Annotated in this window: 22 protein-coding genes; 7 read left to right on the top strand and 15 right to left on the bottom strand. The window is 66.6% G+C overall.

The window, feature by feature from the left end:
• Positions 1–44: 44 nt before the first annotated feature.
• The 3 genes from ACW2Q0_RS02850 to purL all read right to left on the bottom strand — a co-directional run bounded on the left by ACW2Q0_RS02850 (position 45) and on the right by purL (position 5,077).
• Entirely contained in the window at positions 45–686 is a 642-nt protein-coding gene (locus tag ACW2Q0_RS02850; protein ID WP_457185726.1) for a CPBP family intramembrane glutamic endopeptidase, read from the bottom strand.
• The gene (locus ACW2Q0_RS02845; protein WP_457185724.1) at positions 683–2,434 is read right to left on the bottom strand and encodes an alpha/beta hydrolase; all 1,752 of its coding nucleotides are present in this window, start codon (positions 2,432–2,434) and stop codon (positions 683–685) included. Before ACW2Q0_RS02845 ends, ACW2Q0_RS02850 begins: the two co-directional genes overlap by 4 nt.
• Positions 2,435–2,782: 348 nt before the next feature.
• Entirely contained in the window at positions 2,783–5,077 is a 2,295-nt protein-coding gene (purL, locus tag ACW2Q0_RS02840) for a phosphoribosylformylglycinamidine synthase subunit PurL (RefSeq protein ID WP_457185722.1), read from the bottom strand.
• Between the two features lie 177 nt (positions 5,078–5,254).
• Between purL and ACW2Q0_RS02835 the strand changes: the two genes are divergently transcribed.
• Positions 5,255–6,538, top strand: coding sequence for a glycosyltransferase 87 family protein (locus tag ACW2Q0_RS02835; protein WP_457185720.1), 1,284 nt, complete (start codon positions 5,255–5,257; stop codon positions 6,536–6,538).
• A gap of 87 nt (positions 6,539–6,625) precedes the next feature.
• Here ACW2Q0_RS02835 and ACW2Q0_RS02830 read toward each other — a convergent pair whose 3' ends face one another.
• A complete protein-coding gene (locus ACW2Q0_RS02830) occupies positions 6,626–7,924 on the bottom strand; it encodes a M18 family aminopeptidase (protein ID WP_457185718.1) in 1,299 nt (432 codons plus the stop codon).
• A gap of 504 nt (positions 7,925–8,428) precedes the next feature.
• On the bottom strand, positions 8,429–8,854 hold the full coding sequence (locus tag ACW2Q0_RS02825) for a MarR family winged helix-turn-helix transcriptional regulator (RefSeq protein ID WP_457185716.1): 426 nt from the start codon (positions 8,852–8,854) through the stop codon (positions 8,429–8,431).
• 49 nt (positions 8,855–8,903) lie between these two features.
• Here ACW2Q0_RS02825 and ACW2Q0_RS02820 point away from each other — a divergent pair, with 49 nt between their 5' ends.
• Positions 8,904–9,185, top strand: a complete 282-nt coding sequence (locus ACW2Q0_RS02820) for an ABC transporter substrate-binding protein (protein ID WP_457185714.1) — start codon at positions 8,904–8,906, stop codon at positions 9,183–9,185.
• Positions 9,186–9,488: 303 nt separating this feature from the next.
• Here ACW2Q0_RS02820 and purQ read toward each other — a convergent pair whose 3' ends face one another.
• Both purQ and purS read right to left on the bottom strand, forming a co-directional pair.
• Positions 9,489–10,187 (bottom strand): phosphoribosylformylglycinamidine synthase subunit PurQ, encoded by a 699-nt coding sequence (gene purQ / locus ACW2Q0_RS02815; RefSeq protein WP_457185712.1) that lies wholly within the window; start codon positions 10,185–10,187, stop codon positions 9,489–9,491.
• Positions 10,184–10,423: a phosphoribosylformylglycinamidine synthase subunit PurS gene (gene purS, locus ACW2Q0_RS02810; RefSeq protein WP_040686358.1), complete on the bottom strand. Its 240-nt coding sequence runs from the start codon at positions 10,421–10,423 to the stop codon at positions 10,184–10,186. The genes purQ and purS overlap by 4 nt, the downstream gene beginning before the upstream one ends.
• Positions 10,424–10,518: 95 nt before the next feature.
• Here purS and ACW2Q0_RS02805 point away from each other — a divergent pair, with 95 nt between their 5' ends.
• Positions 10,519–11,163: an MBL fold metallo-hydrolase gene (locus ACW2Q0_RS02805; protein ID WP_457185710.1), complete on the top strand. Its 645-nt coding sequence runs from the start codon at positions 10,519–10,521 to the stop codon at positions 11,161–11,163.
• A gap of 71 nt (positions 11,164–11,234) precedes the next feature.
• Here the strand turns inward: ACW2Q0_RS02805 and ACW2Q0_RS02800 are convergent, their stop codons facing one another.
• The gene (locus ACW2Q0_RS02800; protein ID WP_457185708.1) at positions 11,235–12,596 is read right to left on the bottom strand and encodes a M20/M25/M40 family metallo-hydrolase; all 1,362 of its coding nucleotides are present in this window, start codon (positions 12,594–12,596) and stop codon (positions 11,235–11,237) included.
• Positions 12,597–12,838: 242 nt separating this feature from the next.
• Between ACW2Q0_RS02800 and ACW2Q0_RS02795 the strand changes: the two genes are divergently transcribed.
• Positions 12,839–14,251 (top strand): glutamate decarboxylase, encoded by a 1,413-nt coding sequence (locus ACW2Q0_RS02795; protein ID WP_457185706.1) that lies wholly within the window; start codon positions 12,839–12,841, stop codon positions 14,249–14,251.
• 113 nt (positions 14,252–14,364) lie between these two features.
• Here ACW2Q0_RS02795 and ACW2Q0_RS02790 read toward each other — a convergent pair whose 3' ends face one another.
• Positions 14,365–15,066, bottom strand: coding sequence for a DUF2334 domain-containing protein (locus ACW2Q0_RS02790; RefSeq protein WP_457185704.1), 702 nt, complete (start codon positions 15,064–15,066; stop codon positions 14,365–14,367).
• A 146-nt stretch (positions 15,067–15,212) separates the two neighbouring features.
• Positions 15,213–17,468 carry a S9 family peptidase gene (locus tag ACW2Q0_RS02785; protein ID WP_457185702.1) on the bottom strand — a complete coding sequence of 752 codons (2,256 nt, stop codon included), beginning with the start codon at positions 17,466–17,468 and terminating at the stop codon, positions 15,213–15,215.
• 86 nt (positions 17,469–17,554) lie between these two features.
• On the opposite strand from ACW2Q0_RS02785, the gene ACW2Q0_RS02780 reads away from it, so the two are divergent.
• Complete coding sequence (locus ACW2Q0_RS02780) at positions 17,555–17,749, top strand: hypothetical protein (protein ID WP_457185700.1); 195 nt, start codon at positions 17,555–17,557, stop codon at positions 17,747–17,749.
• Between the two features lie 80 nt (positions 17,750–17,829).
• Here ACW2Q0_RS02780 and ACW2Q0_RS02775 read toward each other — a convergent pair whose 3' ends face one another.
• From ACW2Q0_RS02775 to ACW2Q0_RS02760, 4 genes are all read right to left on the bottom strand, one after another.
• Complete coding sequence (locus ACW2Q0_RS02775; protein ID WP_457185698.1) at positions 17,830–18,252, bottom strand: HIT family protein; 423 nt, start codon at positions 18,250–18,252, stop codon at positions 17,830–17,832.
• Between the two features lie 34 nt (positions 18,253–18,286).
• The gene (gene purB, locus ACW2Q0_RS02770; protein ID WP_457185696.1) at positions 18,287–19,708 is read right to left on the bottom strand and encodes an adenylosuccinate lyase; all 1,422 of its coding nucleotides are present in this window, start codon (positions 19,706–19,708) and stop codon (positions 18,287–18,289) included.
• 6 nt (positions 19,709–19,714) lie between these two features.
• A complete protein-coding gene (locus tag ACW2Q0_RS02765) occupies positions 19,715–20,353 on the bottom strand; it encodes a TetR/AcrR family transcriptional regulator (protein WP_457185694.1) in 639 nt (212 codons plus the stop codon).
• A gap of 142 nt (positions 20,354–20,495) precedes the next feature.
• Positions 20,496–21,662, bottom strand: a complete 1,167-nt coding sequence (locus ACW2Q0_RS02760) for a pyridoxal phosphate-dependent aminotransferase (protein ID WP_457185692.1) — start codon at positions 21,660–21,662, stop codon at positions 20,496–20,498.
• Between the two features lie 173 nt (positions 21,663–21,835).
• Here ACW2Q0_RS02760 and ACW2Q0_RS02755 point away from each other — a divergent pair, with 173 nt between their 5' ends.
• On the top strand, positions 21,836–22,765 hold the full coding sequence (locus ACW2Q0_RS02755; RefSeq protein ID WP_457185690.1) for a M23 family metallopeptidase: 930 nt from the start codon (positions 21,836–21,838) through the stop codon (positions 22,763–22,765).
• A 230-nt stretch (positions 22,766–22,995) separates the two neighbouring features.
• On the opposite strand, the gene purD is transcribed toward ACW2Q0_RS02755, so the two are convergent.
• Positions 22,996–24,267 carry a phosphoribosylamine--glycine ligase gene (purD, locus tag ACW2Q0_RS02750; RefSeq protein WP_457186110.1) on the bottom strand — a complete coding sequence of 424 codons (1,272 nt, stop codon included), beginning with the start codon at positions 24,265–24,267 and terminating at the stop codon, positions 22,996–22,998.
• Between the two features lie 203 nt (positions 24,268–24,470).
• Between purD and ACW2Q0_RS02745 the strand changes: the two genes are divergently transcribed.
• Entirely contained in the window at positions 24,471–24,845 is a 375-nt protein-coding gene (locus ACW2Q0_RS02745) for a PH domain-containing protein (protein ID WP_457185688.1), read from the top strand.
• Positions 24,846–24,906 lie beyond the last annotated feature (61 nt).

The following is a 24,906-nucleotide window of genomic DNA, read 5'->3' as shown; positions in this document are numbered from 1 at the left end:
CGGCGGCGGAGCAGTTCCACGGCAGCGTGCTCGGCTGCCGCCTGTCAGCTGCTCGGCGAACGAGCCGCGGCCACGTGCGGCGCGAGTGCGCCACCGGCGTTCAGAGCGAAGTGCGCCAGCGCGGGTGCGGTGGCACTGTCGGTGCGGCGGCGCAGCAGGTCGAACACGAGGCCACCGGCCGCGGTCGCGGCAATCGTCGCGGGAACGCTGTCGCCCGCTGCGCGGGCAGGACGGATATGCCAGAGACCGAAGGTGACCGCTCCGATCAGCGCACCGAAATATGATCCGAATACGTTGTCCAGCAACGGGTTCAGTGTGGCACGGAAGATGAGTTCCTCGCTGTAGCCGGTTCCGATCGAGATATGTACCGCTACCCACTCCTCGACCGGCACGTCCGGAGCGCGGTCGGCGAATCCGGCGAGGCGCCGGCGTAGCTCCGGAGTGGCGACGGCCGCGCCGTAACCGGCGGCGACCACGCTCGCCGAGGCGATTCCATAACCGAACCCCCCGGTCGACAACCAGTTCGGTCGGCCGCGAAATATCAGTGCGTAGCCGGTCGCGAATCCGGCATTGGCAGCAGTGCGACCGCGCAGCTCGAGCGGCAAGCGCGGCAACACCCAATTGCTCCATGCCAACGGAATGGCTATCGCGACAGCGGTTTTCGCGACGCGCCCGAATAGCGTCATTTCATCTCGCGCTCGTAGTCCTCGGCGGCCTCGATCTCGGCCCGGATCCTGTCGGACTGTTCCACAGTCCAATCCGACGGCGCCGCAACGGCGATCCAGCCGTCGAGTACCAGACTGCCGTACCGGTGGCCGTGTCCGTCGGTGACGCCCTGCGCATTGGACAGGTCACACGTGACCTGCCAGAACGTCACGAACGGCCACCAGCGCATCTGCGAGGACACGTCGGAGCCGCGCGATTCGGAGAGCCAATCCGGTTGAGAGAAGATCAGATCCGAGGACCACCAGACGATCGGGTCGGAGGCGTGCTGCAGATAGGCGATGCGCGGGGCCCGCCATTCGGTCGTCGGCCGCGCGAGATCGGCACTGTCGGAGGCGAATCGGACCACCAGACCGTCGGCGTATACCGGTTCGACCTCCCGCGATCCGGGATCGCGGCGCGAAACGAACTGTTCCCACAGTCGATTCGAATTCGGCGGTCCGACCCACAGCGCACCGTCGACCTTCGAGCGCAGATCGGCGAGTCCGTCGAAGGCAGCCTCCGAGCCCTGTGAGCCCAGACTCTCGCCGTACACGAACAACTTCGGCCGCGCCCCCTCGGGCCGGGCCGACCAGTGCGCGTAGACCGCGTCGAACAGCTGCTTGCCCGCATCCGATGCCTTGCCGCGGTCCGCGAGGAAGGACAGCACACTGGGCAGATACGAATACTGCGAGGCCACGATGGCGGTATCGCCGCCGTACATGTACTCGATGGCACCGGCCGCCATGGAATTCACCCATCCGGTACCGGTCGTGGTGACCACCACCAGCACCTTCCGGTCGAAAGCGCCCGTACGCTCCAGCTCGGAGACCGCGAGCTCGGCTCGCGCCCCAGTGCTCTGCGCCGACTCCAGACCCACATACGCCCGAATCGGCTCGCGCGCGGGCTTACCGGTGATCGAGGTGATCCGGTCCGCGGAAGGTCCGTGCGAGACGAACCAGCGGCCCTCGAATCCGAGTGAATCCCATTTCGCCAGCGACGCCGGACTGCCCGACCGCTCCGGCTGCACCGGCTGGACCGCATTCGGCGAGGTGTGATCGTTCTGCACACTGAACGCGGAGTTGGCCACCGCGAACAAGGCACGCGAGGCGACGCCGTTGAACAACGTGACGGTCAATATCACCAGGATCAGGAATCCGGCCGATGGCGCCAGCTCCCGCGGCACCCGCACCCAGCGGTTGAGCTGACGGGCCAGGAACCGAATGATCTCGCGCAGCGTCCGATATGCCGCGACCACACCGGTCCCCACAGCGATACTGAGCAATCCGGTGCGCAGATACGCGGGGGTTGTGGTGCCCTCCATGCCCATCAGCGCGGTGATCTCACGCTGCCAGCGGGCCGACTGCACCAGCATGCAGGCCCCGCTGACGGCCGCGGTGAACAGGACCGCCGATTTCACCGCATAGCGCACCCAGGTCGGCGGCGGCGCGATCCGATCGCGCAGCAGCTCGGCCAGCCGGGGCCGGATCCAGAGCCGGAACAACCACTCCAGCAGGCAACCGAGGCCGTAACCGAGCGCGGCATTGATACCGCTGATCAGGCCCTGGAACAGCCAGTCACGCGGTACCAGCGACGGCGTCACCGAGAGGGCGAAGAAGATCGTCGCGAAGACCAACCCGACATAGTTCAGATCGATGATGTCCTCGGCACGGCGCACCATCCCGACGCCGCGCGCACGCAGCTTCGTCAGGGTGGATTCGGTTTCGAGCATCGGTCAGCGCGGCGCGATGCCCAGATCGTGGCGGTAGGGATCAGGCACGGGCGTCGACGGGTCCGTAGCGATCATCACTCGAACAGTATGCGGGTGCACGACGGTCAACGGGAGGGTTGGCATCGGGCGCCACGCGGTATCGCCGACATAAATCACGGTGCCGTCGGCGGGGTCGTTGTCGCGTCGCAGCCGACTCGATTCGCGAATCACCCAGTGGCAGTGCCGAAGCGCTGGCCGCGCAGACACGCGGTAGCCGTCAGCGCGGTACCCCGCACTGAGCGGGGACCTCGAACGGCGCGAATCCAACACGGCGCGGGACTACCGCGACCTCACGAGCCTCCGGCGCGATCAAACGGCACTGGCCCCGAACAGCCTCGGCAGCGTGCCCTCATGCGCCTCGCGCAGGTCGTGCAGGGTGATCGAGAACTGGCCCTGCACCTCAACGGAATCCGACCCCTGATCGACCACACCGATACGCACCCACGGCAATTCGCGCGCGGCGCACATCTTGGTGAAGCGAGTCTCCTCTGAGCGCGGCACCGCGACGAGCACCCGGCCCGCCGATTCGGAGAACAGCTGCACGAACGGATCCGAACCCTCGGGCAGCAGAATGCGGCAACCGGTTTCGCCGGCCAGCGCGGCCTCGACCACGGTCTGGATCAGACCGCCCTCGGAAAGGTCGTGCGCCGCACTGATCATGCCGTCGCGCGAACCCGCGGTCAGCACCTCGGCGAGCAACTGCTCGCGGGCGAAGTCGACCTTGGGCGGCACACCGCCGAGATGGTTGTGCGCGACCTGCGACCAGATCGAGCCGCCGAATTCGTCGGCGGTCTCGCCGAGCAGGATCAGCGTCTCGCCCGGCTCCAAACCGAGTCCGGTCGGGATGCGCCGGTGCACATCGTCGATGACGCCGAGCACGCCGACCACCGGGGTCGGCAGAATGGCATCCTGCCCGGTCTGGTTGTAGAAACTGACATTGCCACCGGTGACCGGAATGCCGAGTGCCACACAGCCATCCGCGAGACCGCGGACCGCCTGCTGGAACTGCCACATGACGCCCGGATCCTCGGGGGAACCGAAGTTGAGGCAGTTGGTGACGGCCTTCGGCGTCGCGCCGGTGGTGGCCACATTGCGATAAGCCTCGGCCAGTGCGAGCTGCGCGCCGGCGTAGGGGTCGAGCTTGGTGTATCGGCCCGACGCGTCGGTGGCCAGCGCGATACCGCGGCCGGACTCCTCATCGATCCGGACGACACCCGCGTCGGCATGTTCGGCGAGCACGGTATTACCGCGGACGTAGCGGTCGTACTGCTCGGTGATCCACCGGCGGCTGCACAACTGCGGGCTGGCGACCATCTGCAATACGGTGGCGCGCAATTCGTCCTGGGTCTTCGGGCGGGGCAGCGTGTCCGGGGTGTCGGCGTTGAGCGCGTCCTGGAAATCCGGTCGCCGCACCGGGCGCTCGTACACCGGGCCCTGATGTGCGACGGTGCGCGGCGGCACATCGACGACGGTCTCGCCGTGCCAGCTGATCACCAGCCGATCACCGTCGGTCACCTCACCGATGACCGTGGCCAGCACATCCCACTTGTGGCAAACGGCCATGAACGCCTCGACGTTCTCCGGCGCCACCACCGCGCACATGCGTTCCTGTGATTCGCTGGAGAGCACCTCGGCCGGGGTCATGCCCTTGGCGCGCAGCGGCACCTTGGTCAGGTCGATATGCATGCCGCCGTCGCCCGCGGCCGCGAGTTCGGAAGTGGCACAGGACAATCCGGCACCGCCGAGGTCCTGGATGCCGACCACCAGCTTGGCCGCGTACAGCTCGAGACAGCACTCGATGAGCACCTTCTCGGCGAACGGGTCGCCGACCTGGACGCTGGGCAGCTTCTTGCGGCCGGTGCCCGATTCGTCACCGGAGAAGGTATCCGAGGCGAGCACCGAAACACCGCCGATGCCGTCGAGACCGGTACGCGCGCCGAACAGGATGATCTTGTTGCCCGTGCCGGAGGCGAAGGCCAGATGCAGATCCTCGACCCGCATCACACCGGCGCACAGGGCGTTGACCAGCGGATTGCCTTGATAGGAGGCATCGAAAACGGTTTCGCCGCCGACATTCGGCAGGCCGAGTGAGTTGCCGTAGCCGCCGACACCGCGCACCACACCATCGACGACGCGGCGGGTATCCAGTGCGTCCGCCGCACCGAAACGCAGCTGATCCATCACCGCGATGGGTCGCGCGCCCATGGCCATGATGTCGCGCACGATACCGCCGACACCGGTGGCCGCACCCTGATACGGCTCCACATAGGAGGGGTGGTTGTGGCTTTCCACCTTGAAGGTGACCGCCCAGCCGTCGCCGATGTCGACAACGCCCGCATTCTCGCCGATGCCCGCGAGCATCGCGGACTTCATCTCGTCGGTGGTGGTCTCGCCGAAGTAGCGCAGATGCACCTTCGAGGATTTGTACGAGCAGTGCTCGCTCCACATCACCGAGTACATCGCCAGTTCGGCGTCGGTCGGGCGACGGCCGAGGATTTCCTTGATCCGCGCGTACTCGTCGTCCTTGAGACCGAGCTCCTTATACGGCTGCGGGGCGTCGGGAGTTGCTGCGGCTGCGCTGACGGTGTCGACCTGCGGAGTCACGGAGTACCAGGGTCCTTTCGGGCCGGAGCGCGAAGCTGGGGATTCGCCATGAAGTTTAGCCGTGGCCCCGAACGGACGGCCGGTCGCATCGACCGGCCGTCCGGATCGCCGGTTTTCGGGCTCGGATGCCTCGGGTCGACACACATTGCGCGAGCTCGCAGCCGCTACGCTTTGGCCGTGAACGATCGATCGGGGATTGCGGATCCGGCCGAGCAGCCTGTCACCACACAGCACACTCGGCTCGCGGTCGACCCGGATATCTCGCCGCGATTCGCATTGTCCAACCCGCAGGTGCGCTGGCTGCTCATCGCCGTGGCGATGTTCGCCGTATCGGCCATCGTCTCGCTCGTGGTGCACTGGTGGAACGGCTATATCGATCTCCAGGTCTATCGCAACGGTGCCCGAGTCTGGCTCGACGACGGCGAGTTGTACGGACCGATGCCCCCGGTCGAGGGGATCGGACTGCCGTTCACCTATCCGCCGCTGGCCGCCCTATTCTTCGCACCGCTGGCGCTGATGCCGCTAGCGCCCGCCGAAGTGCTGGTGACCGCCACCTCGGTGCTCAGCCTCGGCATCACACTGTGGCTGGTGCTCGTGCGGCTGCGCCCGACCCTCGAGCGGCGGACCGTGCTCGCGGTGGTCATCGGTGTGGTCGCGGTGGCGCAGATGTCCGAACCGATCCGGCAGACCTTCGGCTTCGGTCAGATCAATCTGGTGCTGATGGCCGCGGTCGCCATGGATTGTCTTGTCCGCAAACCGGTCTGGCCGCGCGGCATGCTCATCGGCATCGCGGTTTCGGTGAAATTGATTCCGGCCGGTTACCTGCTCTACTTCCTACTACGTCGGGATTGGAAGGCGGCGGGCACGCTGATCGTCTCCGCGATCGCCGCGGTCGGACTCGGATTCCTGCTGTTCCCGAGCGATTCGGTCGAATACTGGTTCCACACCCTGGCCGATACCGGTCGCATCGGCCCGCCATACTTCGCGGGCAATCAGTCGATCAAGGGCATGGCCTTCCGGCTCGGCGTCTCCGATTCACTTGCCACGATGATCTGGATCACGCTGTCGCTCATCGCGATCGCCCTCGCCGCGGTATGGATGCGCCGGCTGATCGGCGCCGGCCAGCAGGTTGCCGCACTGATGGTGAACGCGGCCGCGGTACTGCTGGTGTCGCCGGTTTCCTGGTCGCACCATTGGGTTTGGATCGCACCCGCCAGCCTGGTCGCCGCCGACGCCATTGCCCGCGGCACGCGCAACCGCTGGTTCATCGGCACCGTCGCCGCCTGCACGGTGCTCTTCATGATCGGCCCCCAATGGCTCCTGCCGCACTCGAAGGACCTCGAACTCGGCTGGGCCTGGTGGCAGCAGCTCCTCGGCAGCAGCTACGTCCTCATCACACTGGCGATATTCGTGGTCGCCGTCATCAACTACCATCCGGTGCGAAGCCGCGAAACGCGATAAGACCGGCGCAGCAGCCTGATCGGCGACAGCCGGCACGCCGGGAAGCGCGCGCGGCGGCCTTCGCCCGCCGGTGGTGCGCCCAGGCACCTACGAATCGAGAGATGCTGGGGTCAAAAAGGCGGCCAGCGCGGCGGCGTAGGCCGCAACATCTTGCGCGCCCATGATTTCGCGGGCGGAATGCATCGCCAATTGTGCGGCGCCGACATCGACGGTCGTCATGCCGGTGCGGGCGGCGGTCATCGGCCCGATGGTGGAGCCGCAGGGGAGATCGGCGCGGTGCACGTAGCGCTGCAGGGGGACCTCGGCTCGAGCGCAGGCCAGGGCGAAGGCACCCGCACCCGTCGCATCTGTGGCGTAGCGGAGATTCTGGTTGACCTTGAGCACCGGGCCGCCGTTGACCTCGATGCGGTGTGCGGGCTCGTGCCGGTCCGGGTAGTTGGGGTGCGTCGCATGCGCCATATCGCCGGAGGCACACATGGATCCGGCCAACGCGGCCAGGTATTCGGCGCGACCACCGCCACGTGCGAGCACAATGCGCTCGAGCACCGTGGGCAGCAGATCGGACTGCGCGCCGCGATCGGATTGACTGCCGACCTCCTCGTGATCGAACATCGCCAGCACCGCGATGGCCGCACCTGGTTCCGCGATCGCCGCGAGGAAGGCGTGCAGTCCCGCGTAGCAGGTGCCCTGATTATCCAGGCGCGGCGCGCTCACCAGATCGCGGTCCCGGCCCACCAATCGGCTCGGTGCCAGATCATGGGTCATCAGCTCCCAGCCGAGCACCGCCTGCGGATCGACCTCGGCGTATTCGGCGACGAAATCGAGGAACGAGCGCGGCTGCGCACCCAGGCCCCAGATCGCATTGACGTGCCGCTGCGGATCCAACGTGACACCGCGCCGGTCCTCGGCAAGGTGGATGGCCAACTGCGGCACCCGCAGAATCGGTTCATCGATGCGAACCAGCTGCTCGCGCACCGCATTTCCGTCGCGCACACTAACCCGCCCGGAGATGCCGAGCTCGCGGTCCAGCCACGAATTCAGCCAGGCTCCGCCGTAGGGCTCCAGCCCGACCAGCTGCCAGCCCGTCGCGGCCAGATCCGGATGCTGCTTCACCCGCAGGTTCGGACTGTCGGTATGCGCACCGACCACCCGGAACGGCGTCGCACCAGCGGTATCGGCCGTCGCCCACGCGACCAGCGAACCGCCGCGCACGACGTAGTGGCGGCTCGGACCGTCCGCGGGCCACGGCGCCGACTCCGCGAGCGGGGTGAAGCCGTGGGCGTCCAGCTCCCGCGCGACCGTCCGGCATACGTGGAACGGCGACGGTGAATCATCGATGAAGGCGCACAACCCGGTGGCCGTGGCAGCGGTAGTGGATACGGGCATGCCTGTGATCCTAGGAGTGCGTCCGAGAACTCTGTCGCTGTCCCATGGCAGACTGCCGCCTGTCCGGGCACCGGCGCTGCTCCCGGTTCGTGAGCCCGAGGCGCGAGCCCCGGAATCCCACGTCCGTGGACGCCGACGGCGCCGGCCCACACGCAAGTGCGGGCGAAGCGGGCCCGGATGAAGCGGTAACCGAGGTTTGCAGTCCCGCCGTGCGCACCGGGAGGACATCCGAGAAGGATGGTGCCTGGAAATGCCGCAAGGGATTTCCAGCCACGCTGGAAGCAGACGTCGGGATCCGATCGGCTCGATCTCGATCAGATCCCGCTTCTCGCGCCTCGCAGTCGGATCATCGATCCAAGTTCGGTAGAAGCCGAGTTCCGCGCCTCGCACCAACACTTCCATTTCAGACATAACCATAGGAATGGAAATGCGCGCCACCCGCGAAACCTGACATATATTCGGATTAATTCATCCGACGACTGAGGCTGTCCCGATCGAGACGAACTACTCGGCGGAAACGAGTTCGAGCAAACGCATCAGCTCGGCATAACGCCGCGCACCGATACGCGAACGCAACTCCTGCTCCGCGCGTTCCTCCTCGGCGCGCACCGCGTCGACCAGATCCGAACCGAGCCTGCTCAGGCCGATCAGGATGCGGCGGCGGTCGTCCTCGGCGGCCACCCGGAAGATCAGACCGCGTTCGGCGAGTGCGTCGGCATGCCTGGTCGCCGACGACGGCGGCAGCTGTGACCTGGCCGCGAGCTCACTCATGGTGATCCCGAACTCGGTGGACAGATTCGACAGCATCGACCATTGATCGGCTGTCAGTTGCCTGGCAGACAGGGCGGCGTCGAGGTGACCCAGCCAACGCCGTTCCGCGCCACGCAGCGCACCATGCAGCGTGGAATATCCGCTTACAATGGTCGTCATTATTTCCTGCCTGCAATGAATTTCGCTCGAACGACAAGAAGAGTACCGAATGCCAGCGTTCGGCGAGAGCCCAGACGGCACGAGCGAGATACTGGACATCGTCCCGATGCAGGGGCCGGGCGGTATCGTCGCGGCGTCGTGCGATGCGGCGATTTCCCTGGCGGTCGACGAAGTCACTGCTGGCACAGGATTTCTCGGCCGCGAAATTCGTACTACGAATATCGATGGCGGCCGGAACCCGCATGAGGTCGCCGATGACGTTTCCGCACTGCTGGCCACCGGAATGGTGCACGCGATCACCGGCGACACGGCGCCTTCGCACCCGCACTGACCAGTTTCAGCAATATGAGCTATGAAGCGATCCACACCCTGCGCGCGATCGGCGAGACGGTCGGATCACTACAGGTACCCGACGTACCCGCGGCACTCGATCGAGGCGTGCGGCTCGAAACACCCGGTGGTTCCCGAAGATCCTCGGAAACCAGGCCCAGCGGCACGGCTATATCGCGCGGGCCGACGGCGTCGATTTCGATATCATCGCCCGGATCACCTGACCGGTGACTCACCTGAACCGGTGACCACGACGGAGCGAGTCTGACGAGCGAGGAGTTCGCGGCGCCGCGGGCGCGGCCGACTACGCGGCGACCAGGGTGTCGAGGACCGAGAGGAACAGGCCGAGGCCGTCATCGCTCGGTCCGGTCAGCGGCTCGGTGGCGTGTTCGGGATGCGGCATCAGGCCGACGATCCGGCCATCGGCCGAGGAAATGCCCGCGATATCGCGCTGGGAGCCGTTCGGATTGTCGCCCGCGTAGCGGAAGACCACCCGGCCCTCCCCCTCGAGTTCGTCGAGCACACGCTCGGACGCCTGATAGCGCCCCTCGGCGTTCTTGACCGGGATGAGGATCTGGGCGCCGGGCTCGAAGCGCGAGGTCCATGCGGTGTTCGCGGTTTCGACGCGCAGCCACTCGTCCCGGCAGACGAAGTGCAGACCCTCGTTGCGGGTCAGCGCACCGGGCAGCAGCCCCGCCTCGCACAGCACTTGGAATCCGTTGCAGATACCCAAGATCGGCAGGCCCTGCTTCGCGGCCTTGACGACCTCACCCATCACCGGGGCGAATCGGGCGATGGCACCGGCGCGCAGGTAGTCACCGTAGGAGAAGCCGCCGGGCACGATCACCGCGTCGACCTGCTTCAGATCGGCATCGGCATGCCACAGTCCGACCGACTCGGCGCCCGCCAGCCGCACCGCGCGAGCCGCGTCGACATCGTCGAGCGTGCCGGGAAAGGTGATGACCCCGATCCGTGCGGCCGTGTTTTCGATTCGCTCGCTCATGCCGAGACCCGCACGACCTTCCAGTCCTCGATCACGGTGTTGGCGAGCAGCGCCTCGGCGATCTGTTCGAGCTCCGCGTCGCTGACACTGTCGTCGACATCGAGTTCGAATCGCTTGCCCTGCCGCACATCCGACACTCCGGCGAATCCCAGGCGCGGGAGCGCGCCGGCGATGGCTTGACCCTGCGGATCCAGGATCTCGGCCTTCGGCATCACCTCGACCACGACTCGTGCCACGCGTTGCTCCTCAGGTGGTGTTGGGGTTACCTGAGCAGCGTAGTTGTCCAGCTTGTCCGAGCTGCGGTCGGGGTCGCGTCGAATAGCATGGCCTCATGCGCATAGCCCACTTCGGCCACTCCTGCATCCTCGTCGAATTGCACGGCAAGAAGGTGCTGTTCGATCCGGGCACCTTCGCACACGGCTTCGAGGGCATCACCGACCTGGATGCCATCGCGGTCACCCACCAGCATCCCGACCATATCGATCCGAACCGGATCCAGGCCCTGCTCGACAACAACCCGAACGCGCGCCTGTTCAGTGATCCACAGACCGCACAGCAGCGCGGCGAACCCTGGGAGCCGGTGCACGCCGGCAATGTGATCGCCCTCGGCGATCTCCAGATCACCGGAGGCGGCGGCAGGCATGCGGTGATCCACCCGGAAATCCCCGTGATCGATAACACCGTCTTCCAACTCGGCACCCCCGACGACCCGGCCCAACTCGTGCACCCCGGCGACTCGCTCTGGGTGCCGCCGGTGCCGGTCGGCGTCCTCGCCATCCCGGCATCCGCACCATGGATGCGCATCAGCGAGGCCGTCGACTACCTGCGCGCGGTAGCCCCCCGCACGGCCTTCCCCATCCACTTCGGCATCATCGAGCCGCAAGCGCGGGGCATCTACTTCGACCGCCTCGCCGAAATGGGCCCCGCCAGTACAGAATTCACCGTCATCGCCCCCGAGGACCAGCGCGACCTCTGACTCCTGGACCGCTGCTCACGGTGTATCCGCGGCAAACAGCGATCCGCCACGGATGCATGGTGACGCACCCATCAGCGGCGTTGCTCGGCGTAGGTGGCCAGGAAAAGGGCCTCGGCGAGGGCCATATGTTCGATTTCGGTGGGGTCGACACTCTCGTTGGGCGCGTGGATGAGGCATTTGGGTTCTTCGACGCCCAGCAGCATGATCTCCGCGTCCGGGTAGGTGTCGGCGAAGACATTGCACAGCGGGATCGAGCCGCCCTGGCCCTGGGTGGTCATAGCGCGGCCGTAAGCGGTGGTGAGTGCGGCCTCCATGGCGGTGCGCGCGGGACCGCCGCTGGCCGACTGGAACGGCGCGCCGGTCCCTTCGGTTTCCACGGTGAGTTCGGCACGCCACGGCGTATGCGCCCGCAGGTGTGCGATCAGCAGTTCCAGCGCCTGGTCCGGATCGGTGCCCGGTGGAATGCGCAGGTTCAGCCGGGCTCGCGCGGCGGGCTGGATGGCCGCAGATGAACCGACGACCTTCGGTGCGTCGATGCCGAGCACCGTCAAAGCCGGTCGCGCCCAGAGCATATCGGCGACGGTGCCGCCACCGGTGAGTTCGACACCGCCGAGTACCCCTGCGTCGGCCCGGAATTGGTCCGCCGAGTACTGCACACCGGTCCAGCGCTGATCGTTGGGCAGACCGGTCACCGTGGTGTTGCCGTGTTCATCGCGCAACGAGGCGAGCAGCTGGATGAGCGCGGCGAGCGCATCGGGGGCGGGACCGCCGAACATGCCGGAATGCATTGGTCCGGCGAGGGTTTCGATGGTGACGATGACGTTCACGTTGCCGCGCAGGGTCTCGGTCAAGGTCGGCATCCCGATCGCGAAATTGCCGCAGTCGCCGATCAGAATCGCATCCGCGCGCAACAGCTCCGGATTGGCCACGACGAATTGTTCGAGTCCACCGGTGCCCTGCTCCTCAGAGCCCTCGGCGACGAGGGTGACTCCGAGCGGCAGATCCGCGCCGAGGGCCCGCAGCGCGGTCAGGTGCATCACGATATTGCCCTTGCAGTCGGCGCTGCCACGCCCGTACCAGCGGCCGTCCTTCTCGGTGAGTTCCCAGACCGGGGTGCGCCAGGCATCGTCGTCGAGCGGCGGCTGCACGTCATAGTGGCAGTAGAGCAGTACCGTCGGCGCACCGTTCGGCGCGGGACGCGAGGCGATGACAGCCTTGCTCCCGTCGGGAGTTTCGTGCAGACCGACCCTGGTCAGCCCCGCCCCGGCGAATGCGTCGGCCACCCACTGCGCGGCCCGTTCGCACTCCGCCGATGGGAACTGCCGGGGATCGGCCACCGACTTGAACGAAACCAGTTGGGTGAGATCGGTTTTCGCCTGCGGCATCAGCGCGGCCACCCGTTGGCGCAGCGCCGCGACGCGCGAGTCGTTCATCTGCGAAACCTCATTCATCTGCTGGGCTGCTCCTTGCCGCAGTTTCGGCGTTCGACTCGATCCGATACACCGAAACTGCCGCCCGCCACTCTGACATGAACCGCTCGGTACGTACGGAGAACTCAGCCGACCGATCGGTCTGTGTCGTCCGGTTCGGAACACCGAAAATCCGTCCGCCGCTGTGCCAGGCTGATAGACGCTCGTTGCCGCAGTTTTGCGATTCCCTGTTCGGAGGCGATTCGATGACAGAAGAACTGGAGCCCGACGACCTATTCGCCCTGCCGGGCCTACGCCGGTCGGCACCGAAGGCCGGATTTCCGGTAACTGAATTGATCCCCCAGGTCGCCTACGAGCTCGTGCACGACGAGCTGATGCTCGACGGCGTCTCGCGGATGAATCTGGCGACTTTCTGCACCACCTGGGTGGACGACCAGGCACGCAGGCTGATGAACGATTCCCTGGACAAGAACATCGTCGACAAGGACGAATACCCGCAGACCGCCGAATTGGAGCGGCGCTGCGTGCGGATGGTCGCCGATCTGTGGCATGCGCCGAATCCGGCCGCCACGCACGGCACCTCCACCACCGGATCCAGTGAGGCCGCGATGCTCGGCGGGCTGGCCGCCAAATTCCGCTGGCGCAAGCGTGGCGGCACCGGAACTCCGAATTTCGTCTGCGGCCCGGTGCAGGTGTGCTGGGAAAAATTCGCGCGCTACTTCGATGTGCAGATCCGCCAGATTCCGCTGCGCGGGGACCGGCTGACCATGCATCCCGACGATATATCCGCCTACTGCGACGACAACACCATCATGGTGGTGCCGACCTTCGGGCAGACCTACACCGGCCGGTACGAAGATGTCGCCGGGATAAGCCGAGCCCTGGATCGGCTCCAGGAAGTCAGCGGCCTGGATATCCCCATCCATGTCGACGCCGCCAGCGGCGGATTCCTCGCGCCGTTCACCGCACCGGATCTGATCTGGGATTTCCGGCTGCCGCGGGTCAAGTCGATCAATGCCTCCGGCCACAAGACCGGGCTCGCGCCGCTCGGCTCGGGCTGGGCGATCTGGCGCGAGGACATCGATCTGCCCGAGGAACTGATCTTCAATGTGGATTATCTCGGCGGCAGCATGGCCACCTTCAATCTCAACTTCTCCCGCCCCGGTGGGCAGGTGATCACCTCGTACTACGAATTCATCCGGCTCGGCCGCACCGGATACACCCGCTTACAGGCCCAGCTCTACCACGTCGCCCAGCATCTGGCCGAAGGCCTGTTGAAACTCGGTCCGTTCGAGATGATCCACGACGGCAACCCGCACCGAGGCATCGCGGCCGTGTCGTGGCGACTGACCGAGGATGTCGGATTCAATCTCTACGAACTGTCGGATCGGCTGCGGACCAGGGGTTGGCTGATCGCCGCGTATCCGTTGCCCGCCGATCGCGAAAACGAGACGATCATGCGCGCGCTGGTTCGGCACGGCTTCAGCATCGATATGGCCGACCTACTGCTCGCCGATATCGCGCGCGGCATGGAACAGCTCGCGCGCCATCCCCAGCCGAAACCGCTCACCAGGGAGGAAGCGGGAGGATTCACGCACAATGCGACCGCGGTGATTCCGAGCGAGAAGGCGAAACCCGTCCGGTCGAGCACCGAATAGCGCTGGCGCGGAATCGCTGACACCGCGCGCCGCCGCCCGGTTACGCCATTACGGGCGGCGGCGCCTCGTGCGGTAGTGCGACCGCACCCCTACACGGCTTCCAGCGGATCCGATCAGGCTGCCTTGGCGGCGGTGAACGGCTCCCAGCGGTACACCTCGCTGGCCGCGCCGTGGAACAGCGCGAGATCGACCGCGTCGAGCATGGCCTGTCGCGGTCCGGAGCGGCCGAGCTGAGCGGCGGAAACGGCCAAGCGCAGCACACCGCCGCGACGGGCGGTCCTGGCCGCACCGAGCACTAGCGCGCGGCACCACCACGGCTCGGCGCGGAACCCCTCGCCAATGCCGTAGACGCGCGCCTTCTGCGCGATATTGCGCTCGAGATCGAGAATCGAGGTCAACCCGAGCGCGAGCCGGAAACCGGCCTCGGGTAGCGCCTCGATGGCACCCGCCGAGGCATCCCAGCGCGGGGCCGCGAACAGCCGGGTGCGCAGTTCCACCTGCTCGAGCACCCGATCCGCCGCGGTCAGCCGCAGCCGCGCCTCGTGCCGGGGCAGGGTGGCGAATTCGGCGCGGCGCCGCTTGGTCGCCGCCTGGTCGTAACCGTGCAGCACGATCGCATCGCCGCGGGCCCGCCGGCCGCGCAGCCAGGACTGCGTCGCCGGATCTTCCAGCAGCCGGTAGCCACCCTTCAACCGGGGCGCGACCAGCAGCGAAAGTCGCACATCGCGCCGATCCATTTCGGCCGCGAATTCGATAGCCGCGTCCCGCGTGGTGTCCCGGATCCCGGAAATCGACACGATCAGCTCAGCGTTCATGGCCTTACGGTGCCAGCTGCAGATGTACTCGGCGTGCAGGGCGGATGACCCGCCGACGAACACTGCGTCACACGGTGATCATTACCGATGCGGGCCTATGGGTACCCGCCGGATGGCGGCCGGGGCGAACGGGCCGCGCACCGGACCTACCTCTCGGCCAGGCCGAGGGTGTCGAGGAGCCATGCGTATTCGAAGGCGACTTCCTTCCACTGTTCGTAGCGGCCGCTGACGCCGCCGTGGCCAGCGCTCATTTCGGTTTTGAGCAGCAGCGGTGAGTCACCGGTTTTGGTGGCGCGGAGTTTGGCGACCCACTTGGCGGGTTCGACGTACAGCACACGGGTGTCGTTGATACCGGTGACGGCCAGAATGGCCGGGTAGTCCTTGGCCTCGATGTTCTCGTAAGGGGCGTAGGACTTCATGTAGTCGTAGACGTCCTTGTCCGCCAACGGATTTCCCCACTCGTCCCATTCGATGACGGTGAGTGGCAGCGATGGGTCGAGGATCGAGGTGAGCGGGTCGACGAACGGGACGTTGGTCAGAATTCCCTTGAACAGCTCGGGCGCCAGATTCGCCACCGCGCCCATCAGCAGACCGCCCGCACTGCCGCCGTCGGCGGCCAACCGGTCCGCCGAGGTGACACCGGTATCGATGAGATGGCTTGCGCAGGAGATGAAGTCGGTGAAGGTGTTCTTCTTGGTGAGCGTCTTGCCGTGCTCGTACCACAGCCGCCCCATTTCACCGCCGCCGCGCACATGGGCCACCGCGAACACCACGCCGCGGTCGAGCAGCGAAAGCCGCGATACCGAGAAGCCCGGATCGATCGGGGTCTCGTACGAGCCATATCCGTACAGCAGCAAGGGCTTCGGGCCCGCGGGCAGCCCCTTCTTCCGCACCAGCGAGATCGGGATCCGGGTCCCGTCCGCGGCGATCGCCCAATCCCGGTCCTGCTCATAGTCGTTCGCGTCGTAGCCGCCGAGTACCGGCTGCTCCTTGCGCAGCAACAGCTCACCGGTGGCCGGGACGTAGTCGAAAACCTGCGTCGGTGTGATGAACGAGGTCAGTGCGAGCCGCAGCGTCGGCTGTTCCCACTCCGGATTGGCGACGGCCCCGACCGCGAAGAGTTCCAGATCGAATTCGAGTTCGCACCGCTCACCGTAGCCGGATTCGGTCAGCGGCCAAATGGCAACGCGAGGCAGGGCTTCGCGCCGGTAGCTCAGCACCAGGTAACCGGCGAACGCTTCGATATCCTCGAGCCGCACATCGTCGCGATGGCCGATCAGCAACGTCATATTCGACGGATCCGATACCGGGGCCTCGGCGAGCACGAAGTTCTCCGCCTTCACCCCGTCCACGACATCGTTGTGCAGGATCAGGAAACGGTCCTCGCCGCCCACCACCGCATGTTCCGCGCCGTACTCGACACCCTCGCGACGCGCAATGACGACCCGGAATTCCCCCTCCGGATCATCGGATTCGAGCACCCAGCATTCGCTGGTGATCTTGGAGTTGACCGAGATCATCAGGTACTTCTCCGAGCGCGTCGCGCCGATGCTCACCCAGTAGCGGTCATCGGGCTCGTGGAAGACCTTGACGTCGTCCTCTTTCGCCGTACCCAGCCGGTGCCGCCACACGGTGTCGGGCCGCCAGGATTCGTCGACCGTCTGATAGAAGACGTGGGTGCCGTCCAGAGACCAGGTCGCGCCCGGCGCGGTGCCCGCGATCGCGTCGCCGAGCACCTCGCCGGTGCGCAGATCTTTGAACCGCAACAGATAGCGCTCGTCGCCGGTGGTGTCCACCGAGTACGCGAGCAGGTTGCCGTCATGGCTGATCGAGAACGCGCCGAGTGAGAAGAAGTCGTGGCCCTCGGCGAGCTGGTTGCTGTCGAGCAATACCTGCTCCCCGGGAATCTCGGTATCGGCCTCGAGTTGGGGCGGGGTCCAGGCGTTGATCCCCTCGGCCGTATCTATCGCGGCGCTCACGGGGCGCTCCGTGGTTACGCCAGCTGCCTCCTCCGCGCCCGTCGTTCCCGCCGGGCCAACGATGGGACAGCGGCAGCGCACACCGTACTGCTTGCCCTCGAAGCTGCGCGCGTAGTACCAGTACTCGCCCATCCGGCTCGGCACCGACAGATCGGTCTCCTGGGTGCGCGCCTTGATCTCGTCGAAGATCTTGCCCCGCAGTCCGGCCAGATGTGCGGTCCGCGCCTCGGTGTAGGCGTTCTCGGCCTCCAGGTAGGCGATGACCTCCGAATTTTCCTTATCGCGGAGCCATTCGTACTCGTCGATGAAGACATCGCCGTGGTGCACCCGCTCGGTGCGCACTGTCTTGGCGACCGGGGCCGTCACCACGGCCGATTCATCACCCGGACCGGGGAGCGTTCCGGTTCCACTGTCGAGAGCCATGGGGTCCACCCTACTGTTCGGGCCGCGCACCGCCCGCCGCTCGCATGATCTCCTCGAGTACCGCGCCCACCCGGTGCCGATCGGTCATGGCCTGGTCGAGGGCCTACCAGACGATCTGCCGCACCGCGAATGTCGAACTATTCGGCGTGCCCGCGGGTATCGTCATTCTCGGCACGGCCTTGCCGGCCGCAATCGCCCTGGTGTTCGCCATCGCCCGCGCGCGCCCGACCTCGGCATTTGGTTCCTCCCCTGGCACTACCACCCCCGCGACCGCCCGATAGAGCTCGGGAGCGGATGAACGCCGCGTTACCGCCGATTTCCACGCCAGCCCCAGCAGTCACAGCACGGCCCGGCGACGGGGTCAGCGATCGAGCGCGCCGCGAATCGAACTCGCCAGATAGTCCAGGTCGGCGCGGTGCGGACTGGTCGGCCGCCCACGCAAACCGAACCCGTCCCCCGGCGTCCGCGGAATGACGTGCAGGTGCACATGGAACACTTCCTGACCTGCGGTCACCCCATCGGCCAAGAAGAAGTTGACGCCATCACACGCCACCTCGCTGGCCCGCAGCGCCCCCGCCAACTTCTGCGCCACCTGGAACAGCTTCCCGCCGACCACCGGATCCAACTCGGCCAGACTCCGCGCCGCCACCTTCGGCACCACGAGCAGATGCCCCGGCGTCATGGGCCGAATATCCATGAACGCCACCACATCATCGTCCTCATATACCCGGCTGGCCTTCGCCCGCCCAGCCACAATGTCCCCGAAGATCGTGTACGGATTCACGCCGAACACTATCGCGGAGTTGTCGACGTCCCGGCTAGAAGATCGGGGACGGGGTGTAGCGGGCGGCGTCCGGGTACTGGTCCACGAGCTTTTGGACGGCGGCGACGACATCGGAAACCTGGGCTTCGGCGGCTCCGATGAAGGCGGACTTGTCGGCCAGGGCGGCATCCAATTCGGCGCGGTCCAAAGGGAAGCGCGAGTCGGCGGCCAGACGGTCCAGCAGATCGGGTTCGCGCCCCTGTTCGCGCATGGCGAGGGCGACAGCGACCGCGTGTTCCTTGATCACCTCATGGGCCGTTTCGCGCCCCACGCCGGCCCGGACGGCGGCCATGAGCATGCGGGTCGTGGCGAGGAACGGAAGGTAGCGGTCGAGTTCGCGAGAGATGACGGCCGGATAGGCACCGAATTCGGTGAGCACGGTGAGGAAGGTCTCGATCATGCCGTCGATAGCGAAGAAGGCGTCCGGCAGCGCGACGCGGCGCACCACCGAGCAGAAGACGTCGCCCTCATTCCATTGTGCGCCAGCGAGTTCGGCGGCCATCGAGGCGTAACCGCGCAGCACCACCTGCAGGCCGTTGACGCGCTCGCAGGAGCGGGTGTTCATCTTGTGCGGCATGGCGGAACTGCCGACCTGGCCGGGCTGGAAGCCCTCGGTGACCAGTTCATGGCCCGCCATCAGCCGAATGGTGTGCGCGAACGACGACGGACCCGCACCGACCTGAACCAGCGCCGAGAGCACATCGTGATCGAGCGAGCGCGGATACACCTGGCCGACACTGGTCAGCACATTCGCGAAACCGAGATGCCACGCGACCTGCTGTTCCAGCGTCGCCAACTTGGCCGAATCGCCGCCGAGCAGATCGAGCATGTCCTGCGCGGTGCCCATCGGGCCCTTGATACCGCGCAGCGGGTAGCGGTCGATGAGCTCGCGCAGGCGGGTCAACGCGATCAACAGTTCATCGGCCGCGGAGGCGAAGCGCTTGCCGAGGGTCGTCGCCTGGGCGGCGACATTATGCGAACGTCCAGCCATCACCAGCGAGTGGTACTCGGCGGCCCGCTCGGCCAGCCGCGCCGCGACCGCCACTCCGTGCGCGTGCACATGCTCGAGCGAGAGCCGGATCTGCAGCTGCTCCACATTCTCGGTGAGATCGCGGCTGGTCATGCCCTTGTGCACATGCTCGTGCCCGGCCAGCCCATTGAATTCCTCGATGCGCGCCTTCACATCGTGGCGGGTGACCCGCTCACGCTCGGCGATCGAGGCGAGATCCACCTGATCGATGACCCGCTCGTAATCGGCGAGCACGCCCGCGGGCAGGTCGATGCCGAGTTCGGACTGCGCCCGCAACACCTCCAGCCACAGCCGCCGCTCGAGCACGATCTTGTTCTCGGGCGACCACAGATGCACCAACTCGGGGCTGGCGTAGCGAGTGGCAAGGACGTTCGGGACGATACTCACGACCAGTCAGTCTAGTGTCCGGAACCTGTCGACCTGCTGCGGCGTCGCGGGCGCCACGATGTCGATGACCTCGAGCAATGCGCCGCGCGCCATTCGCCTTGGCTCCGGATCCATTTCGCTCAGCGCCGCCACCACGGCTCCGTCGACGACCGCGACCATCCTGCGCAACTGTTCCGGCCGAACCGCACGATCGGAACGGCGCAACACATCGGCGAGCAGCTCGTCCAGCTGCGCCCTCAGTCGTAGCTGCACTTCCCGCAGTTCCGGATGCCGCGCCGAGGCCACCGAACGCTCATAGCGGGCGATGAGCTGCCCGCGTGCGCCCTCGTCGTGTCGGTCGGCCCCCACCAGCAGGTCCAACACCAGATCGACGGTCGCCTCCGCGCCGCGTCGGCGGTGACTCACCTCGCCGACCCGACGCCGCATCGCGTCCAGTTCCGCATTGCCGCTGAATTCGACCGCTTTCGCGATCAGATCATCGAGCGACTCGAAGTAGTACGTCGTCGACGCCAGCGGAAGGTCGGCGCGCGTCGCGACCGAGCGATGCCGCACCGCATCGAATCCGCCTTCGAGTAACAACTCGGCGGCGGCCGCTACCAAAGCCTGGCGACGCCGTTCGCCTTTCGGGGTCGTCGCGGTTATCACCGTGCCATCGTGCCAGTCGTCATCAGTTCATCCGTGCGAAATCAGAGAGGAAACCCAGAGAATGAAACCCAGCCACCGTTGTTTTACCGCATCTGCTCGTTCATGGTGCCGAACTGTGCAAACTCGTTGTCGGACAGCATGTTCAACCACGCAGATAGTGCCCCAACCGAACGAGTGCCGCCTCGATGTCCGCGGTGGCTCCGGCGAAGGAGAACCGTACGGTCCGGTGCCCCGCCTTGGTGTCGAAGTCCACACCGGGCGCCAGGGCGACTCCGGTGTGGTCGAGTACCTCGGCACACCACTTCCTGGAATCGTCGGTGAGATGGCCGATATCGGCGTAGGCGTAGAAGGCGCCGTCGGCCGGGGCCAGCTCGGTGATACCGAGCTTCGGCAGCCCCTCGAGCAGCAGTTGCCGATTCACCGCATAGCGCCGGACGTGACCATCGAGTTCCGCCTTGGCCTCGGCACCGAACGCGTGCAGCGCCGCGTACTGCGACACCGCGGGCGGACACACGGTCATATTGGATGCGAGGCGCTGCAGTGCCGGTCGCAACCCGCTCGGCGCCAGCATCCAGCCGAGCCGCCAGCCGGTCATCGAGAAGTATTTCGAGACCGAACCGATGACGACGGATGCGCGCGAGGTCTCCCAGGCCGATGACGTCCGGCCGACGCTGACGCCCTGGTAGGTGATGCCGTGGTAGATCTCGTCGGAGATCAACAGGGTGCCGTGTGCATCGCACCAGCGGGCCAGCGCGGCGAGCTCGTCCGGATCGATCATGGTGCCGGTCGGGTTGGCCGGACTGGCCACGATCAGGCCCGCGGGCGGTTGCGGCAGCGCCTCCATCATGGCGACCGTCGGCTGGAATCGGGTTTCCGCACCGCAATCGAGTTCGATGACACGACACCCCAGCGCGACCAGGGAGTTGCGGTAGGCCGGATAGCCAGGCCGGGCCACCACGACGGTATCCCCGGCGTCGAATGCGGCCAGGAAGATGAGGGTGAATGCACCGGAGGACCCGGTCGTCACCACGACATCGTCGGGTTCGACGGGGTATCCGTAGGTATCGCGGTGGTGTTCGGCAATCGCAGCGCGCAGCGGCAGAATGCCGAATGTCTCTGTGTAGCCGAGCAATTCGGAATCGATCGCCGCCTTCGTCGCGCGCAGCACCGGTGCGGGTGCGGGCGTCGAGGGCTGCCCGGCCGCCAGCACCAGCACATCGCCGTGCGTCCTGGCCCGTTGCGCGGCGGCTTTCCACACATCCATCACGTAGAAAGGTGCAATGGTGGACCGGCGAGATTCTGTTGACACCCGAGGTACGGTAGACGGTCCCGCATCTCGGGTGGACGGCGATCCTCAGCTTTGTCAGGTATCGAAATGCGACTGGCCGCGCGGTTCGGCAGGTGCGCGGGGTCGGGCTCGGGTTATCGTCGACCTCAATGCTTGACAGGGCTCGCCGCGTGCGGCTGGACCGAGTACCCGGGGTGGGTGACATCGGTGTCATACCCCCCGATTGGCGTGCCAAGTTACCGGAACGCCGCGAGTCCGAGTTACGCGCGCGGGCGCGCGAGGTGCTCGGCGAGTGCCGGGACGGCCTGATCTGGCTGCGGCGGCAACCGGCACCCGACCTGCGCGCGCTCTGGGAGGACCGACCCCGACCCGACTACCGCGCACTATTGCGCCAGCACCGGATCCTGATCGCCGGTGTCTGTGTCACCGCCGTCCTCGCGACCGCCGATTCCCCCTCCACCTGGGGTTTCACCGACCGCACGCCCGGCCCGGACGAGGCGCAACGCGTCGTCTTCGCCTATCCACAGCAAATGCAGTCGACGCCGCCGTCGGTGAAGCGCTATCTGAATGCCATCGCCAACGGTGAGCTCATCCGTGAGCAGGCGGTGGTCGCGGCCGCGGCCCGCGCGACGCTGGAACGCGCCAAGGCCGAGGCGGCCGCGGCCGTCTCCGGTGCGTACCAACCGTGGATAGCGGGCAGTGCACCGGTCACCACTGGGTCGGTGCTGCCCGGCATCACTGCCATGGTTCTGCCGACCCACGGCACCTTCACCTCTGGATTCGGTTCGCGCTGGGGCACTTTCCACAACGGCATCGATATCGCGGGTCCGATCGGCACCCCGATCTATGCCGTCGCCAGTGGCACCGTCATCGATGCGGGCCCCGCGCAGGGCTTCGGGCTCTGGGTGCGCATCCGGCACGACGACGGCACTATCACCGTCTACGGCCATATGTACGACTTCTTCGTTTCCGCAGGCGAGCGCGTACCGGCGGGTATGCAGATCGCCCGCATGGGCAACCGCGGTGACTCCACCGGACCGCATCTGCACTTCGAGGTCATCGTCAACGGACAGCACGTCGACCCGCAGCAGTGGTTGGCGATGCACGGACTCAGCTTGGGCTGAGTCTAATTTGCCGCGCCTTCGGCGCGGCGGGTTCGCGGCCCCCTGGTGTCTCGCGTCCGAGCCGTCGAGACTCGCGCCTGCGGCGCATGCGCTTCGACGACTCGGACGCGAGACGGGCCGCGAACGTCGCTCGTAAGACTCGCTCCATGCTGGTCGCGGATGGGCGTGCGGCACTGATGCGCGCGGGTCGGGACTCGCTCCGTGCTGGTCGCTGGTGCCGGTTTGTCCGGTCAGACCGAAATGCGGTCCTCGACGGCGGCGAGGCCGATATCGGTGCGAAAGTGGCTGCCCGGCAACTTGATCGAGGCAATGCGGTCGTAGGCGTGGGCGCGCGCCTCGGCCAGATCCGCGCCGATGCCCACGACACTGAGCACCCGGCCGCCTGCGGAGACCAGGGTCGCGTCCTCGCGCAACGCGGTTCCCGCGTGCAATACGGCGGACGAGTCGTCGATATTGCCTTCACCCGCTCCGATGATCACATCCCCGACGCGAGGTCGACCCGGATAGTTCTCGGCGGCGATCACGACCGTGACGGCCGAACCGTCTCGCCACCGCGGAGCGGCGACCTCGGCGAGGGTGCCGGTCGCGGTGGCGTTCAGCAATTCCCCGAGCGGACTCTCCAGCAGTGCGAGCACCGCCTGGGTCTCCGGATCGCCGAAGCGACAATTGAATTCGACGACGGCGGGTCCGTCCGCACCGATCGCCAGACCCGCGTAGAGCAGTCCGGAGAAGCCGCAGCCACGCCGCACCAGCTCCGCGGCGACCGGCTGCACGACATCCTCGACGATCGCGGTGACCGTCTGCGCCGGCAGCCACGGCAGCGGCGTATACGCACCCATACCGCCGGTATTCGGCCCGGTATCGCCGTCGCCGACGCGCTTGTGATCCTGCGCGGGCAGCAGCGGCACCACAGTCTCACCGTCGACCAGACAGAACAGCGAAACCTCCGGTCCATCCAGGAAGGATTCCAACAGCACCGGATGGCCCTGCTCGAGCAGTTCGGCACCGTGATCGCGCGCCGCATGCCGGTCGGCGGTCACCACTACACCCTTGCCCGCGGCCAGGCCGTCGTCCTTGACCACCCAGGTCGGACCGAACCGATCCAGCGCGGCATCGAGTTCAGCCGGGTTGTCAACGATCTCGCTGTGCGCGGTGCGGACTCCGGCCGCGGTCATGACGTCCTTGGCGAAGGCCTTCGACCCCTCGATGCGCGCGGCCGCGGCCGACGGACCGAAGCAGCCGATCCCGGCGGCCCGGACCGCATCGGCGACACCGAGCACCAGCGGCACCTCGGGTCCGATCACCACCAGGTCCACGTCCAACTCGGTCGCGAGGGCGACCACCGCCTCCGCGGAGCACGGATCGACCGCCTTGACCTGCGCATGCTGGGCGATCCCGGCATTGCCGGGCGCCGCGAACAGCGCGGTCACCGCGGGGTCCCGGCGCAGGGCCAGGACGAGGGCATGTTCACGGGCTCCGGCACCAATGACGAGTACTCGCACGGGCAACAGCTTAGGTCGTCGCCAATGGTGGCTGACCAGCAGTCCGAAGACCCGCCACCGGTGGTTCATCACCCGTACATCGACCCGCGCCGACCCGGTGGCAAATCGACTTCCGCGCCTCCCCCCGCGGCAGCGACCGGCGTGGATGATTGATGGGAGGGGGCGCGACGCCCGACCTCCAACGCGCGAAGGACGTGCTGACGATGAGTCTGATCGACGGACTGATGGGCAATGCCGGGCGAATCGATCCCGGTAAGGCGCACGAGGAATACGCGAAACTGATGGGCGGCGGCGAGCAGGTCTATGCCGCGTATCTGCTTGTCCGCGATGCGATTCTTTTCACAAACCGGCGTCTCATCCTGGTCGACAAGCAGGGTGTCACCGGCCGCAAGGTGAGCTACCACAGCATCCCCTACCGCGCCATCACCCACTTCTCGGTGGAGACCGCGGGCACCTTCGACCTCGATGCCGAACTCTGCATCTGGATCTCCGGCACACACGAACCGATACAGAAGCGATTCAACCGGCAGGTCGACATCTACGAAGTGCAGAGCATCCTGTCGCACTACGTCGCCTGATTCACCGGACCTGCGCTGCGGTTCACCGCGGGCATCCGGTCGTACCCGAACAACCGATCCG

Source organism: Nocardia citri (assembly GCF_054065835.1).
The sequence above is the reverse complement of the archived record's forward strand: the minus strand, read 5'-3'. Positions and strand labels throughout refer to the sequence as shown.